13 protein-coding genes are annotated in these 15,136 nt (G+C 42.3%); 4 read left to right on the top strand and 9 right to left on the bottom strand.

Going from position 1 to position 15,136, the window contains the following annotated elements; genetic code table 11:
- Positions 1 to 120: 120 nt before the first annotated feature.
- Complete coding sequence (locus tag HMPREF9420_RS14840) at positions 121 to 249, bottom strand: hypothetical protein (protein ID WP_261794235.1); 129 nt, start codon at positions 247 to 249, stop codon at positions 121 to 123.
- Positions 250 to 830: 581 nt separating this feature from the next.
- Between HMPREF9420_RS14840 and gpmI the strand changes: the two genes are divergently transcribed.
- The 3 genes from gpmI to HMPREF9420_RS06575 all read left to right on the top strand — a co-directional run bounded on the left by gpmI (position 831) and on the right by HMPREF9420_RS06575 (position 3,753).
- A complete protein-coding gene (gene gpmI, locus HMPREF9420_RS06585) occupies positions 831 to 2,354 on the top strand; it encodes a 2,3-bisphosphoglycerate-independent phosphoglycerate mutase (RefSeq protein ID WP_007134733.1) in 1,524 nt (507 codons plus the stop codon).
- Between the two features lie 6 nt (positions 2,355 to 2,360).
- A complete protein-coding gene (gene ung, locus HMPREF9420_RS06580) occupies positions 2,361 to 3,023 on the top strand; it encodes a uracil-DNA glycosylase (RefSeq protein WP_007134732.1) in 663 nt (220 codons plus the stop codon).
- Between the two features lie 127 nt (positions 3,024 to 3,150).
- Positions 3,151 to 3,753, top strand: a complete 603-nt coding sequence (locus HMPREF9420_RS06575) for a DUF3109 family protein (RefSeq protein ID WP_007134731.1) — start codon at positions 3,151 to 3,153, stop codon at positions 3,751 to 3,753.
- 66 nt (positions 3,754 to 3,819) lie between these two features.
- On the opposite strand, the gene HMPREF9420_RS06570 is transcribed toward HMPREF9420_RS06575, so the two are convergent.
- The 5 genes from HMPREF9420_RS06570 to rpsT form a co-directional block, all read right to left on the bottom strand.
- Complete coding sequence (locus HMPREF9420_RS06570; protein WP_248628082.1) at positions 3,820 to 4,605, bottom strand: hypothetical protein; 786 nt, start codon at positions 4,603 to 4,605, stop codon at positions 3,820 to 3,822.
- Between the two features lie 125 nt (positions 4,606 to 4,730).
- Positions 4,731 to 5,594, bottom strand: coding sequence for an AraC family transcriptional regulator (locus HMPREF9420_RS06565; protein ID WP_007134729.1), 864 nt, complete (start codon positions 5,592 to 5,594; stop codon positions 4,731 to 4,733).
- An 82-nt stretch (positions 5,595 to 5,676) separates the two neighbouring features.
- On the bottom strand, positions 5,677 to 6,606 hold the full coding sequence (locus HMPREF9420_RS06560) for an alpha-L-rhamnosidase N-terminal domain-containing protein (RefSeq protein WP_007134728.1): 930 nt from the start codon (positions 6,604 to 6,606) through the stop codon (positions 5,677 to 5,679).
- Between the two features lie 69 nt (positions 6,607 to 6,675).
- On the bottom strand, positions 6,676 to 8,646 hold the full coding sequence (gene gyrB / locus HMPREF9420_RS06555; RefSeq protein WP_007134727.1) for a DNA topoisomerase (ATP-hydrolyzing) subunit B: 1,971 nt from the start codon (positions 8,644 to 8,646) through the stop codon (positions 6,676 to 6,678).
- 630 nt (positions 8,647 to 9,276) lie between these two features.
- Positions 9,277 to 9,531, bottom strand: a complete 255-nt coding sequence (gene rpsT / locus HMPREF9420_RS06550; RefSeq protein ID WP_007134725.1) for a 30S ribosomal protein S20 — start codon at positions 9,529 to 9,531, stop codon at positions 9,277 to 9,279.
- Between the two features lie 218 nt (positions 9,532 to 9,749).
- Between rpsT and recO the strand changes: the two genes are divergently transcribed.
- Positions 9,750 to 10,472 (top strand): DNA repair protein RecO, encoded by a 723-nt coding sequence (recO, locus tag HMPREF9420_RS06545; RefSeq protein ID WP_007134724.1) that lies wholly within the window; start codon positions 9,750 to 9,752, stop codon positions 10,470 to 10,472.
- A gap of 55 nt (positions 10,473 to 10,527) precedes the next feature.
- On the opposite strand, the gene HMPREF9420_RS06540 is transcribed toward recO, so the two are convergent.
- From HMPREF9420_RS06540 to HMPREF9420_RS06530, 3 genes are all read right to left on the bottom strand, one after another.
- On the bottom strand, positions 10,528 to 11,229 hold the full coding sequence (locus HMPREF9420_RS06540) for an ABC transporter ATP-binding protein (protein ID WP_007134723.1): 702 nt from the start codon (positions 11,227 to 11,229) through the stop codon (positions 10,528 to 10,530).
- A 146-nt stretch (positions 11,230 to 11,375) separates the two neighbouring features.
- Positions 11,376 to 12,767 carry a DUF5687 family protein gene (locus HMPREF9420_RS06535; RefSeq protein WP_007134721.1) on the bottom strand — a complete coding sequence of 464 codons (1,392 nt, stop codon included), beginning with the start codon at positions 12,765 to 12,767 and terminating at the stop codon, positions 11,376 to 11,378.
- A 34-nt stretch (positions 12,768 to 12,801) separates the two neighbouring features.
- Entirely contained in the window at positions 12,802 to 14,946 is a 2,145-nt protein-coding gene (locus HMPREF9420_RS06530) for a M3 family metallopeptidase (protein WP_007134720.1), read from the bottom strand.
- Between the last annotated feature and the right edge of the window lie 190 nt (positions 14,947 to 15,136).

Here is a 15,136-nt window from a genome sequence, read left to right as displayed (position 1 = left end):
CTCGTTATAACCATGTTTTCACAGAAAAAGCTCAACACCGATGGCGTTGCATCTCCTTGCGAACGTTTACCCGGGGTAGGCTCGTTCCTCGCCAACCCCGGGCTATCAAAAGCACAACACCTACGGCGTTGCATCTCCTTGCGAACGTTTACCCGGGGTAGGCTCGTTCCTCGCCAACCCCGGGCTATCAAAAGCACAACACCTACGGCGTTGCACCATGAGGGCATTTATAATGTCAAATACATTCATTAGAATATTAGCATAAAACCTACGCCGTTGCCTTATGAGGAGATTTATATTACCAAATACATGCATCAAAAATCATCATAAAATACACGATGTTGCGGTTTGGAAACATTCATAATGGCAAATACATTCATTTGAATATTGGCACAACGCCTATGGCGTTGCATGTCAGGATATTTATAATGGCGAATGAGTTAATTGGGGGTGGTGATGATGTTAATAACTAATGGTAAAATGGATTGGTGCAAATCATTGCGTAATCTGCCGTATTTTACCGCATGAAATGACGCAGATTGTCGTGTGAAATGATGCATTTTAGGATGTAAAGTGAGGCACTTTACTTGATAAAATACCTTTTTTTAGTATCTGTTTTTAGGCAGTTTGGCACGCCTTTTGAGGTTGTTTATACGTAAGTAAACTGCAATAATGGGATGTATAGCGTCATTCTGCGTTACGTGTTCAGTCTAACCAGCTATCAATGAGGTGGAATTAATGAAAAAAACGATAGATTCTGTTTTGTAATCTCACTCGTTTGCAGTAACTTTGCAGCGTACAGGAAACAAAAATTTAAGTTATTATAGATTATGGCAAAGAAAGCTTTATTGATGATTCTCGATGGATGGGGAATCGGTAAACATGGTAAGGGTGATGTGATTTATAACACACCAACTCCTTATTTGGATTATTTGAATGCAGTATCTCCGCATGCTCAGCTTCTAACTTCAGGCGAAGACGTAGGTCTTCCCGCTGGACAGATGGGCAATTCTGAGGTAGGACACCTTAATATCGGCGCTGGAAGAATCGTCTATCAAGACTTAGTTAAGATTAACAAAGCATGCGAAACAGGAGACATTTTGAAGAATCCTGGCATCGTAGAAGCTTATTCTTATGCGCAGAAGTCGGGCAAAAAACTTCATTTGATGGGTCTAACTTCGACGGGAGGTGTACACTCTTCGCTCGCACATCTATTCAAATTGATTGAAATAGGCAAGGAATACGGACTCAAAGATGTATATGTTCATTGCTTTATGGACGGCCGAGATACCGACCCAAAGAGTGGTAAAGGCTTTATAGAAGAGGTTCAAAACTGCTGCCAAAACAATGGTGCTCACATCGCAAGTATTGTTGGAAGATTCTATGCTATGGACCGCGATAAACGATGGAATCGTGTGAAAGAGGCCTATGATTTGCTTGTAAAGGGCGAAGGAAAGCAGGCTGATGACATGGTGAAGGCAATGCAAGAAAGTTATGATGAAGGCGTAACCGACGAGTTTATCAAGCCAATCAACAACAGCAAAGTAAACGGAGTTATCGAAGAAGGCGATGTAGTTATCTTCATTAACTATCGTAACGACCGCGCGAAAGAACTCACAGAGGTGCTCACTCAGCAGGATATGCCAGAGGAAGGAATGGCTACAGTGAAGGATCTTCACTATTATTGTATGACGCCTTATGACCCAAATTTCAAGGACGTTAAAGTGCTTTTCCCTAAGGAAAACGTAAAGGATACGCTCGGAGAATACCTCTCTCGACTTGGTAAAAAGCAGCTACATACAGCGGAAACTGAAAAGTATGCCCACGTAACCTTCTTCTTTAATGGTGGTCGTGAGGCTCCGTTTGAGGGCGAAGATCGCATACTTGTCGCTTCTCCTAAGGTGGCAACATACGACTTAAAGCCTGAGATGAGCGCGTTTGAAGTTAAAGATAAGCTTGTAGGTGCAATCAAAGAGAACCTCTACGACTTTATCGTTGTTAACTTTGCCAATGGTGATATGGTAGGTCATACGGGTATTTATAACGCCATAGCAAAGGCAGTTTGGGCTATCGATGGATGCGTAAGAGACGTTGTTGAGGCTGCAAAAGCAAGCGATTATGAGGTGATTATTATCGCCGATCACGGCAATGCAGATAATGCAATCAATGAAGATGGCACGCCAAACACAGCCCATTCACTTAATCCTGTGCCTTTTATCTACGTCACAAACAATAACTCTGCGACGGTAAAGAATGGCCGATTGGCAGATGTTGCTCCGTCAATTCTACACATCATGGGACTTGAACAACCAGATGATATGACTGGAGAGTGCTTGATTTCAGACAATAAATAATGCGTGATGGTAAAGATTGAAGAAAGTTGGAAGCCTTATCTTGGGTCGGAATTTGACAAGCCCTATTTTGTGGAATTGTCCAAACGGGTGCATGAGGAATATCAACATGCAACATGTTTCCCTCCTGGGAATTTGGTTTTTAACGCCTTCAACCTTTGCCCTTTCCATCAAGTGAAGGTGGTAATCATAGGGCAAGACCCTTATCATGAGCAGGGACAAGCCATGGGTTTGAGCTTCTCTGTGCCCGAAGGGGTAATGATTCCTCCTTCACTTGTTAATATTTTCAAGGAGATTCAGCAAGATTTAGGCAAACCAATCCCCATGAATGGAGATCTTACTCGTTGGGCTAAACAGGGAGTTTTGTTGCTGAATGCCACACTGACGGTGCGTGCCCATGAGGCCAATAGCCATCAACGGCTCGGTTGGTCAACGTTTACTGATGCTGCAATTAAAGCCTTAAGTGACAACCGAGAGGGGCTTGTTTTTATGTTATGGGGTGGATTTGCACGCAGTAAGAAATACTTAATAGACGCTCATCGCCATCTAATTTTAGAATCAGTACACCCGTCTCCGCTCTCAGCGAACCGCGGAGGATGGTTTGGAAATCATCAGTTTTCTCAGTGTAATGCCTATTTAAAGAAGACTGGGAAAAAGGAAATAGACTGGTAAGAGACTCTCCTCTGACGCGCTTTAAAGGGAAAGGAGTGGAGGTTTATCGTTCTTTTATCATACTTTGAATGTCATTTTGAGGTATCTTTACTAATGCCAGAGGCTGACATTTACTGCAAACAACATTATGAATAAAGAGGATTTACATATTATTCAAGTGGGAAACGTGTTGGTTTCTCCCGATATAATCACCGAGAAATTCTGTTGCGATTTAGAACAATGCAAGGGAGTTTGTTGTGTGGAAGGGGATGCAGGGGCACCTGTTTCGCTTGAAGAGATAGGACGGATAGAGGATGCTTTGGATGCTGTTTGGGGTGATATGAGTGCTTCTGCGCAAGCCATTGTCGACAAACAAGGCGTGGCTTATACTGATGTTGAAGGCGATTTAGTGACAAGTATCGTTGGGGGAAAGGACTGTGTCTTTACATGTTATGAGAAAGATTGTTGCCTTTGTGCCCTCGAACGCGCTTATCGCGTAGGGAGAACTCATTTTGTTAAGCCCATTTCTTGTGCCCTTTATCCCATTAGAGCAAAGGAGTTTGGGCATGGACTTGTAGGGATAAACTACCACAAATGGGCCATTTGTAAAGATGCAGTGACGAAAGGTGAGGCGTTGAATCTGCCAGTTTATAAGTTTTTGAAAGGCCCTTTGATTCGCAAATTCGGTGAAGAATGGTATCAAGAACTATGTAAAGCCGCGGAAGAAATAGAGCGTTTAGTAGAAAGCTAAACGCATATTATTCTTCCTTTTTAATTATTTCTCTCTTCCTTTTTAATTCTTTCTTCTGATTTTCGCTTAAAAGTTGATGTCTATTCCCGCATCAACATTCGTATAATCTTTGCGTACTGGTACGATGGGAGCTGTGTCATAGATGAGTCGATAGCTTCCTCTGATGCCGATATGTGGCGTGATATGGTAGGCCAAATCAACGGCTCCACCGAATCGAGCGCTTTTGAAATAGCTGTCAGGCTTAGCTTGGTGGATTACGGTTGTCGTCAAATCCCAGTGTTCATTGATAGTATGTTTGAAGCTAAATGAAAGATGACTCTTGATGCTTCGGCTGTAAGCGTTGGCACTTATGCCTGCAGGAGGGTCGGGATATTGCCACTTTTCGAACTCATAAAAGAGGGCAACAGCAGCAAACAACAGGCAATGGTCGGAATGAATAAACCGATAGCGTGACTGAATTCCTGACGAAAGTTTGAACGTCATGCCTCTACTTCCCGCCCATTGTGATTCTGCATAGGGATAGACTTCAAAGGCTTGATCCAGTAAGTAGCGGTATTCCATGTGCACATAACCACCACTTACGGTGATATTTCGCCCGTAAGTAGAGACTTCTAACTTGTTGATAAAGTTGATGATATGGCTCTTTTTAATTAGTACATTGAGGTTAGCCGTGTTCTTAACAGTTAGTACATTCTCCTTTTCTGTTTTGAAATCGAGATCTGGTTGCAATGAACCTTGTATGGTCTTTGTGCTATCTATATTCATCGTTAGGTTCTCAGAGAAAAGCATTTGCGCTTTTGTTGTCGTGCAAACCATGAGAATAAAGAGCATGAAAAACGACCTTCTTTGCATTGATCGATGGTTAAGTAGGTTATAATATGCGGTAGCTGGTGTCCTGAATATCATTGTTTTGCTCTTCCGTTACTATTATAAATTGATTAAATTTCTATTGTTCTATTCTTTCTTTTGGATTGTCCCTATCGTTTTCTATAAGCAGAAGGCGATACACCTACATGGTCTTTAAAGTATTTTCCCATGAAACTTTGGTTGGGGAAATTAAGCTCAGCAGCAATCTCTTTGATGCTCTTCACGGAATTCTTTAATGCCACTCGCAGTTCTTGTACCATGTAATAATCAATCCATTCGTTAGGAGTTTGGTGACTAATTGTCTTTACTGCTTCCAACAAATACTTAGGAGTGATGTTCATTTGCTTAGCATACCAGTTGACACGACGCTCTGAACGGAAGTTCGCTTCGACCATTTTTACATAGTCAAAGAATATCTTTTCCATGCGCGTTGGAATGTGTTTATCGTATTTTTGAATACGGAATATGGCGTTACTAAGGTCAAAGATGAGCGCCTGGAGCAACAGTTTAACTGTCTCTTCGCGGAAATGATGGTCGATGTTATCAAGCTTTTGCTTAATGATACTAAAGTATTTACCGACTGTATCAACTTCATCAATCTCAAGTTCGCATACAGGATGATTCCTCGAGAATAGGAAAAGAGAAGATAATTCGTGTATATTTGAGACCACCTCTCGATAGAAATCGCGAGACATAATAATACCAACTCCCTTGAAATCTGTACTCCATTCATAGTTATCTGTGACTTCTCCGGGGTTGACAATCAATAGATCTCGTGGCTGAAGTACATACTCAACAGTGTTCAAAGTGTATTTACCAACACCCGAAGTACACATGCCAAGGAAGAGACAATCGACTTTACCTGGCTCGTTAGGTAATGGCATGTCGGCGATGTTATTAACCAAAAGAAGATCTTCATTGATATGGCTTCCTTCGTTATAACTTAGCAAGAAGCCGATGCTTAAATCTATCATACAAGGCCTTTATAGTTAAATCATTTACTGCAAAGATAAAGAAAAAGTGGTGAATTCTATCAATTTTTTACAAGAAAGGCATCTATTCACTCCAACTTAGGTGTAGATGTGTGCCGGTTTCAATGCCTTCTAAGCGTTGAATCTGACTGTTTTGGAACCATGAATTGCCTGTAATCCAAACGTTTCTAAACGTGCGTCGGGTGAATTTTCTATAGGCTTGTTCATCCATTTTTCCGTCACATTGATAGCCCAATCCATTGATATTGAGTTGTTCTTTCACGTGAGCATCGCGCATGGTTACACGCACATAGCCCTCGAATCCGGTGTTAAACTCATAACAAGTAGTGTCACCTTCTGCCACATAATAGGCTGGAAGTAGAACCTTTTTGATACATTCGGCTTGATAAGCAACCTTCCTTTGTTCAACGGGTTGATATCCTTCGGGCTTTATTTCAATAGCTCCAGTCCAGCAAGCAGGTGCAAATTCATCCATGTTCCATTGCGATTGACTCTCATCAGGTGCATCAAACACTTCATCAAGTGTTGTATCTAATCTTATGTTTGCCTTTCGACAGAGCCAACTACTGTCTGCAACGAGATTGAAAGGTTGGTCGTCTGATGTTCTTCCATAAAGGGAAATAGCTATCTGTTTGGGCTGGATATGGGGATAGGTGGGACTAAACCACACGCCAATCGTATTGTCTCCGTTCTGCAAAAAGCGTGTAACGTTAAAACAAAGACTTATAGGATGGTCGTCATTTTGATGCTCACGATAAGGCATTCTGACGTCAGTCGACACATTATAACCATTGATATAGAGGTCAAAATAGCCTGTCGTTGTAACCTCAAGCATTGCGAATCGTGGTCTGATGGCATAATGATAGGTCTGCCGAAACCACACTTGTGAGGTGGAATCAGGTACAGGTGTGCCAATCCATCGTGGCAGAAAGTCTTGTGCTTGCAGGCAAAGCGTCTGCAAAAACAAGAGGAAACCTAATACGAATTTTGCCATATCAGAAATTAAAAATCCCCCTCCTGCAAGGAGGAGAGGGAGCTATGAGTTGTTGATACCTATCAAATGTTAAGCATCAATGTTTGCATACGTAGCGTTTTGTTCTATGAATTCGCGGCGAGGTTCAACGTCGTCACCCATTAACATGGAGAAGATTTCATCAGCCTCTGCTGCATTTTGAATGGTCACTTGTTTCAACAGACGTGATTTTGGGTCCATAGTTGTCTCCCAAAGTTGCTCGGGATTCATCTCACCTAAACCTTTATAACGTTGTGTGTGCAGTCCCTTGTCGTCCTCTTTTCCGTCAACATACTTATCAATGAAAGCCTGACGTTGCTGTTCTGTGTAGCAATATTCACTGACTTTCTTATAGGTACACTTATATAAAGGAGGTGTAGCGATGTAGAGATGTCCGTCTTCTATTACCTTCGGCATAAAGCGATAGAAGAGTGTCATGATAAGCGTGTCGATGTGAGAACCATCGACATCGGCATCGGTCATAATGATAATCTTGTCATAACGCAGTTTATCGATGTTGGCTTCTCGGTCATCTTCGCCCTCAACTCCAAAGCGAACACCGATACTTTGGATGATATTCATCACAGATTCTGCTTCGAAAACACGATGCCATTGCACTTTCTCCACGTTGAGAATCTTACCTCTTAATGGAAGGATTGCTTGTGTATAACGGTCGCGACCCTGCTTTGCTGATCCTCCCGCTGAATCTCCCTCGACGAGGAATATCTCACATTCCTTGGGGTCTTTATTAGAGCAATCGGCCAGCTTTCCAGGCAAACCACCACCTGTCATGACGTTCTTTCGCTGAACGCTTTCACGTGCTTTGCGAGCTGCAATGCGTGCAGTGGCGGCCAAAACAACCTTTTCGCATATCTTCTTTGCTTCGATAGGATGTTCCTCTAAGTAGTTTGACAGCGCCTCACCAACGGCTTGTTGTACGGCACCTGAAACCTCACTGTTACCCAATTTGGTTTTAGTTTGTCCCTCAAACTGGGGCTCTGCCACCTTAATGGATATCACAGCAGTGAGTCCTTCGCGGAAGTCTTCACCGGCAATCTCTATCTTTGCCTTCTCAATCTGCTTTGCAATGGTTGGTTCAGCGTCTGCATACGCTTTCAAAGTACGTGTTAAAGCAGCGCGGAAACCCGTTAAATGGGTACCTCCTTCAATGGTATTGATGTTGTTAACATAGCTATGGATGTTCTCCGAATAGTCCGTGTTATACATAATTGCCACTTCAATTGGGATGCCTTGCTTTTCAGTTTTCAGATAAATCACATCGTCAAAGAGGTGTGTGCGATGGCGATCTACGTAGCGAACAAACTCTTTCAGTCCGTCTTTTGCATGGAAAACCTCCTGTCGAATCTTGCCTTCTTCGTCATGACGCATATCTGTTAGTGTGATGCGTATACCCGCATTAAGATATGCAAGCTCTCTCATTCGGCTGGCAACTATATCCCATTTGTAAGTCGTTGTAGTGAAAATGGTGGGATCGGGCCAGAATTGTTGGCGTGTTCCGCGTTTAGTTGTCTCGCCAACCACCTTTACTGGGTAGAGCGGTTTACCCTTTTCGTATTCTTGTTGATATATCTTTCCGTCGCGAAATACCTGAGAAAGCATGTGAGTAGAAAGTGCGTTTACACAACTAACACCCACACCATGCAGACCACCGCTTACCTTATAAGAGCCTTTATCGAACTTACCTCCAGCGTGAAGTACGGTCATTACCACCTCAAGTGCAGACTTATGGAGTTTCTTATGCTCATCAACGGGGATACCACGACCATTGTCTTCTACCGTGACGGAACCGTCTTCGTTGAGCGTAATCTCAACATCTGTGCAGTAACCTGCCATTGCTTCGTCGATAGAGTTATCCACTGTCTCGTTAATAAGATGGTGAAGTCCCTTCTCACTAATGTCGCCAATGTACATGGCTGGACGCTTTCGAACAGCTTCAAGGCCTTCAAGGACTTGGATATTCGAGGCGGAATAATTTGCCTCGGAGTTTTGATTTTCTGCCATTTATTCTTAGAATGTGATTTAATTGCAAAGATACTAAAAAACTAAGAGATAGTGAAACTTTTATGCGCTAAAATATTTTAATGGATAAGGTGTTATAAGTTGAATTTCATGATGAATGAAAACTACTGCAAAAAAGTGTTGAATCGTGATGCAAAATGCGTCATATTACGCGATAAAGTGCCTTCTTTTGCACGATGAAATGCTTTATTTTGCACGATGATTTGCCTCAAATCAGTTTGCTCTTAATTATTAACAATGTCAACACTTCTAATTAAGCCGCAAACAATCCCCTTCATTTTCACGACTAACCACTCCCCTCCCTCTTCGGGGAACCATAGGTCGCTGTTCGTGAAGCTTGCGAAACGAGGAAAGCAAAGGGCTGGGGGAGAGGCTTTGTTTCTCTCTCTTTCCTCCATAAAAGGACTGCTGTTGAGGCTTTGTTGCTCTCCCTTTATAGCGTTAATGAGATGATATTGCTATGCAATAGCGTGCTTACAAAAGTCGATTTTGATATGCTTTCTATCGTGTTTTTCAGTCTTTTGTTGTCCCAACACTATACTTTTATAAACAAATAAAGGTCGCAATTCCCCTTGGAATTACGACCTTTATCTATAAATAAGCCTTGCTTGATTAGCCGAGCTTATTGATATGTAGAGCTAAACCAGACTTAAGGTTAGCAGCTTTATTTGCATGAATGATGTTGTTCTTTGCCAACTTGTCGAGCATCTTCTGTACAACTGGGTACAACTTAAGTGCTTCTTCCTTGTCAGAAAGCGTGCGAAGCTTACGAAGAGCGTTACGCATCGTCTTAGCATAGTACTTATTATGCAACGTTCTTGTCTTTGTCTGACGTATTCTTTTGACTGATGATTTGTGATTTGCCATCTTCTGTTTCCTTCTATTTTATTTTACTTGTAGTCCCTAGCAGAGTCGAACTGCTCTTTAGAGAATGAAAATCTCTCGTCCTAACCGATAGACGAAGGGACCATGTGGCTATTTTGCGGGTGCAAAGTTAGCGTTAATTTTTGAATCAACCAAACTTTTCTTGAAATATTTTTCAAATGGGGTTGTTTTTTCATCTTTTTCATGTAACTTTGTCATCTATGTTGATGAAAACGAAGGCTATAGTGCTTCATGCATTTAAATTCGGTGAAAACAAGCTGATGGTTGATGTGTTTACCGAGCAACAGGGACGCATATCGTTTGCTGTTCGCATTGTAAACTCACCGAAAGCAAAGATTAAAAAGCAATATTTTCAGCCTTTTTCTGTGCTTGAAATCGAATATGATTATCGGCAAAAGACAAACATTCAGACGTTCAACAACGTAGGGATTGCCTATCCGTTTGGCTCAATACCTTTTGAACCGCTTAAGCTTTCGATTTGTTTTTTCCTTGCCGAACTGACTTCTTATGCCACACATGGCGAGCAGGAGAATACTCATCTGTTCAATTATATCGTTTCAAGCATCGAATGGCTTGACCGATGTGACACAGGGTTTTCTAACTTTCACCTCGTATATATCGTTCATTTATTGCGCTTTCTTGGCTTCTATCCCAACCTCGAAGATTATGAAGAAGGGTGTTGTTTTGATATGCGTAATGGTTGTTTTACAAGCACATTGCCGTCTCATCACGATTTTCTTTCTTCGCAAGATGCCTCACTTGTTGCCACATTTTCACGCATGGACTATGCCAATATGCACCTTTTTAAGATGTCACGTGCTGATAGAAACCGCTTTTGTGATATCGTTTTAACCTATTATCAACTGCATATTCCAAAGTTTCCTGAACTGAAATCCTTGCAGGTATTAAAGGAATTGTATTAATTGCAATGCCTTTTTGAGCAACGATGTGCAGCACATTGTGCAATAATATCGCCTTTTATGCCCCGAAATAAGCCTCAAGTTCGGTCATCGCTTCACCTTCTTTGTTGTTCAAATCCTTGATGAGTTGTCCCTTTTCCAACAGCAGAATACGAGATGAAATGTCTGAAACAAAGTTTAGATTATGGCTTGACAGGATGACGGTTGCCCCCGTTTCTTGACAGAAAGTGTGTATCATCTTGGCAATATGGATTTGAGATGACGGGTCAAGATAATTGAAAGGCTCATCCAAAATAAGTACTTTCGGGTGGATAAGCATTGCACCTATGATGCCAATCTTTTGTCGGTTGCCTTCTGAAAAGTCACGAATATACTTCTTAGTACCCAGGATTTCATCGTGCATTAGAATGCTATAAGCTGCCAACCGCTCATCAATCGTGTCCTTACTCAAGCCATATACATTGCCAATAAAGGTGAAATATTCCTCTGGAGTGTAGAAGTCGATGAGGAAACGGCCGTCAATAAACGAGCCTGTATATTGCTTCCAAGCTTCACTTTCGTTTACTTTCATGCCATTGCTCATAACATATCCTTCGGTGGCTTGAATCAAGTCGAGTATCAATCGCATGAGGGTTGTCTTGCCAGCCCCATTATTTCCAACGAGACCTACAAGCTCTCCGCTGTGTATGTCGAGTGTAGGAATGTCGACAACGGTGTGAGTTCCATACACCTTTTTTAGGTCTTTGATTTCTATATCCATGTTGTTTAATTCATATTTTGTAGTTTATAATAACCTCAACTCATGCAAACGCTTCAAAAAGAGGGTAGACTTTGGAGTCTGTTCTCCTTCTTTTGGGAATACCATAAGGCACTTCTTCTCTCCTGGAAAAGGACAGATTGTGCTGTTTACTTCATGAAATCCTCCATTCGTTTGTATTTTTTAGCCATGAAACGATGGGCTACCCATTGGATAAATGGGCGCGAAAAAGCCAGCATTGTCAAACCGATAGCCGAGAGAATTGCATCAACAATGAGCGTGTTGTCAATGAAAACGATGAGGCAACTATAGATAATAATCGGGATGATGGTAACAAACGCATAGACATTTACACCCATACTGGCTCCTTGATAGTTGAAGAATGCTGAGCTAAAGAGGTCTATTCGCTTTGAGAAAAGACTTGTTGGCATGTATAAAAGGTTTATTCCTGCACAGAAAATAAAGGCAGATAACACCATCAGTGGTGACCAATAGCCTAAGAATATGCCTGGAACAAGCAGCAGAGTTGCCGTTAGATTTAGAAGGATAAAGAACCAAAACTTCCGCCAAAGCATGTCGAAAACCGAGATGGGTTTCGTCATAAGTCCGTGAAAGAAGTTACCTTCTATGGAGAAAACCCATTGTCCTAAGATGAGCGAAGAGAACATAATAGTCATAAAAACATATATGCCTTCACCCCCATTTAAGTCATTATCAGGGTCTATTCCCATGCTTCTTATGTATGCTTGCACTGACATGATGCCCAAAAGTAGTAGTTCTCCCCTGAGCAATCGCTTTGAACGAAGCAGTGAAATATACTCCATACTGAAGAGAGATGAGCCTCCAATGCGACCCACCTTTGAGGTTTGACTGCGTTGTTCGTTGTAATGTTTGACGTAACAAAGGTAGGCATAGATGCTAATTCCAAAGCCTAAAGTGATAAAAAACCATGCAATGGTGCTGCCGATGGCGCCTAACCAGTGCATGAAAAATATCATAAAGAGCGCTGAAATGCAATAGTAGAAGAGCAGCATCAACCATAATGGCAGCTTGTATTCCCATCCTTGAGCCTTTCTAATGCCTGTAATCATCAAGCCGTCTGCAAAGTTTTGTGTCAGAGATAGGCAGAAAGCAAGAAGTGCATAGCCTATCGGCATGAGCGTCTTGCCTATGATCAGCACCATGACGGGAATGAACCAATTGAGATAATCAACAAGATTCGTCACGAGCAGAAAGTGATTCCATGTGGCCTTTGGAATGGGTTTGGAGCGCAAATAGTCATCCATTCCTGCGGCATCTGTCTTTAAGAGCAACTTCATCCATAGCTCAAAAGGAGACAAAATCACGACAAATGGAACTATGATTAGCCCCATCTCGCCTCGCGAAGTGAGTTGGTCAAGCTCACCTCCTGCCTGCCAATAGCCTGCACATAGGCCCACAATAACACACAACATCATATAGATAAAGAGGCCTAAACGCTTCCAATCAAACGTTCTTCGCTTCTGTATCCACCATAATTTGAGAAGAATCTTCAGCATCATTAACCTTAACTAATAGTTCAACTAATGCTCGTTGTTACATTCCTCTTGCCTTTAGAAGGGCTGAAGTGTCGGGAGATTTAAGACCAGTAAAGTCAGTAAACGTCTGCATGAGGTCCTTTGTATTGCCTCGACTGAGTACTTTGTCACGGAAATCTTGGCCTGTTCTTGGGTCAAGTGCACCGCGTTTAGCAAAGCAAGTGGCTATATTGTCAGCGAGAACTTCAGTCCATAAGTAGCTATAATAACCCGCTGCATAGCCTCCTCCCCATACATGATTGAAGTAAGAAGTTGCATATCGTGGCGGAATCTGTGTGTCTAATAGTCCTACTTCCTTAAGCGCTTGCTGCTGGAAAGCGTCAGCTTTATCGGCCGTTGGAATGTCTTTTTCTGGCAACATGGCCCAAGCCATGTCAATACATGTGGCTCCTAAGTTCTCACCGAGTGCGTAAGCAGGTTGGAAATTGATTGAGTTCAGCATCTTTTCTTTTAGGGCTTCGGGCATCGGTTCACCTGTTTTAGTATGGCGAGCAAAGTGATTAAACACTTCAGGTAGACTCGCAAAGCTTTCATTAAACTGTGAAGGCATCTCGACAAAGTCACGTGCTACGGCCGTGCCGCTTAGCGAATTATACTCGCAATTGGATAGAATCCCGTGCAAAGCATGGCCAAATTCATGGAACATTGTAGTCACTTCGTCCCATGTTACGAGTGTAGGTTGCCCCTCAGGTGCCTTTGCATAGTTGCACACATTATATATAATAGGTTGTTGTTCGCGGTATTTGCTCTGCTTAGCAAAGCTGCTCATCCATGCTCCTCCACGTTTAGTGGGGCGACGGAAGTAATCACAATACCACAAGGCTAAAGGCTTTCCGTCTTTGTCTATGACTTCAAACACGCGCATGTCCTTATGATATGTGGGGATGTCTTTACGCTCTTTGAACGACAATCCATAGGCTCTGTGCGCGGCATAGAACACTCCATTGACGAGAACGCTATCGATATTGAAGTAAGGTTTGACGTCGTCTTCGGAGAAGTTATACTTCGCTTTCTTCATCTTTGCCGAGTAATAGAAGCGGTCATAGGGTTGAAGCGTGAAGTCTTTACCTTCGGTTTCACGTGCAAACTCCTGAATTTCACGCGTCTCTTCATCGGCTTTTGGCTTATAAGATGCAATCAATTGTTTCAAGAAGGCATAGACATTCTCTGGTGTTTTAGCCATAGTGTTCTCCAAAGAATAGGCTGCATAGTTGTTATATCCCATGAGTTTAGCCTTCTCTGCGCGTAGTTTTGCTATCTCAACTACAAGGGGATAGGTGTTAAACTCACCTGTTCCGTCGGCACGATGCACTGAAGCTTCAAACACTCTGCGGCGTAAGTCGCGGTTCTCCAAGTTTGTTAGGATGGCCTGTTGAGTGGTATTGACAATCACAATGCAATAAGGCGCCTTGCCACCACGGCTTTCTGCGTCTTTCTTACATTGCGCAATGTCTGCCTCGCTGAGTCCTTTCAGCTCGTCTTTGCTGTTCACCCATACCACCGCATGATTGGTTGCATCGGTCAAAGTCGTGCCCCATTGCTGTTGAAGTTCGGCAATGCGTTTGTTGATTTGCTCCATTCTTGCCTTCTTTTCGGGTGAAAGCAGGGCGCCAGAACGTACAAAATGTTTATAAGTTTCGTCTAACAGTTTCAAGTTCTCACCTTTAAGTTTGCTTCGTTCGTGGTCGTAGACGTACTTGATGCGGTTGAACAGCTTTGTGTTAAACGTAATCTTGTTCTCCCAATCGGTAAGAACGGGCGTCATTTCCTTTTCGGTTTGTGCTATAATAGGCGTCTTATCAGCGCTCGTTAAGCAATAAAACACACTTGAAATGTGGTCAAGCATCTTGCCACTTTCTTCAAAAGCCACGATGGTATTCAGGAAAGTGGGCTTCGCTTTGTTGTTAACAATCTTGTTGATTGCATAGCGTTGCATACTGATGGCTTCTAAAAGTGCTGGCTGATAGTCGGTTTCTTCAATCCAATCAAACTTTGGTGCTTTGAAAGTTAAGTCGCTATAAACCAACAGAGGATTGGGCCTTGCGTCTTCATTTGCCTGTTGTGCTGAGGCTGAAAGAGTCATGGTAGAGGCCAAACCAGCTGTTAATAGCGTGTGTTTGAGGGCTGCTTGGATCTTTTTCATTGTCTATTTCTTTTGAGATTAATTTCATGTTATCGGTTACAAAAATAGCGTTTTCTATACAAAATGCAAAATAAAATATCACAAACAATATGAATTCATAACAAGAAAACGCTTATTTGAGAACGAAAGAAAGTTCTGATTTCAGAATTTAATCCTTATCTTTGCAACATTGTTATACCCAAAATGCAAG

This window comes from Segatella salivae DSM 15606, assembly GCF_000185845.1.
In the GTDB taxonomy this organism is placed as follows: Bacteria; Bacteroidota; Bacteroidia; order Bacteroidales; family Bacteroidaceae; genus Prevotella; species Prevotella salivae.
The sequence above is the reverse complement of the archived record's forward strand: the minus strand, read 5'-3'. Positions and strand labels throughout refer to the sequence as shown.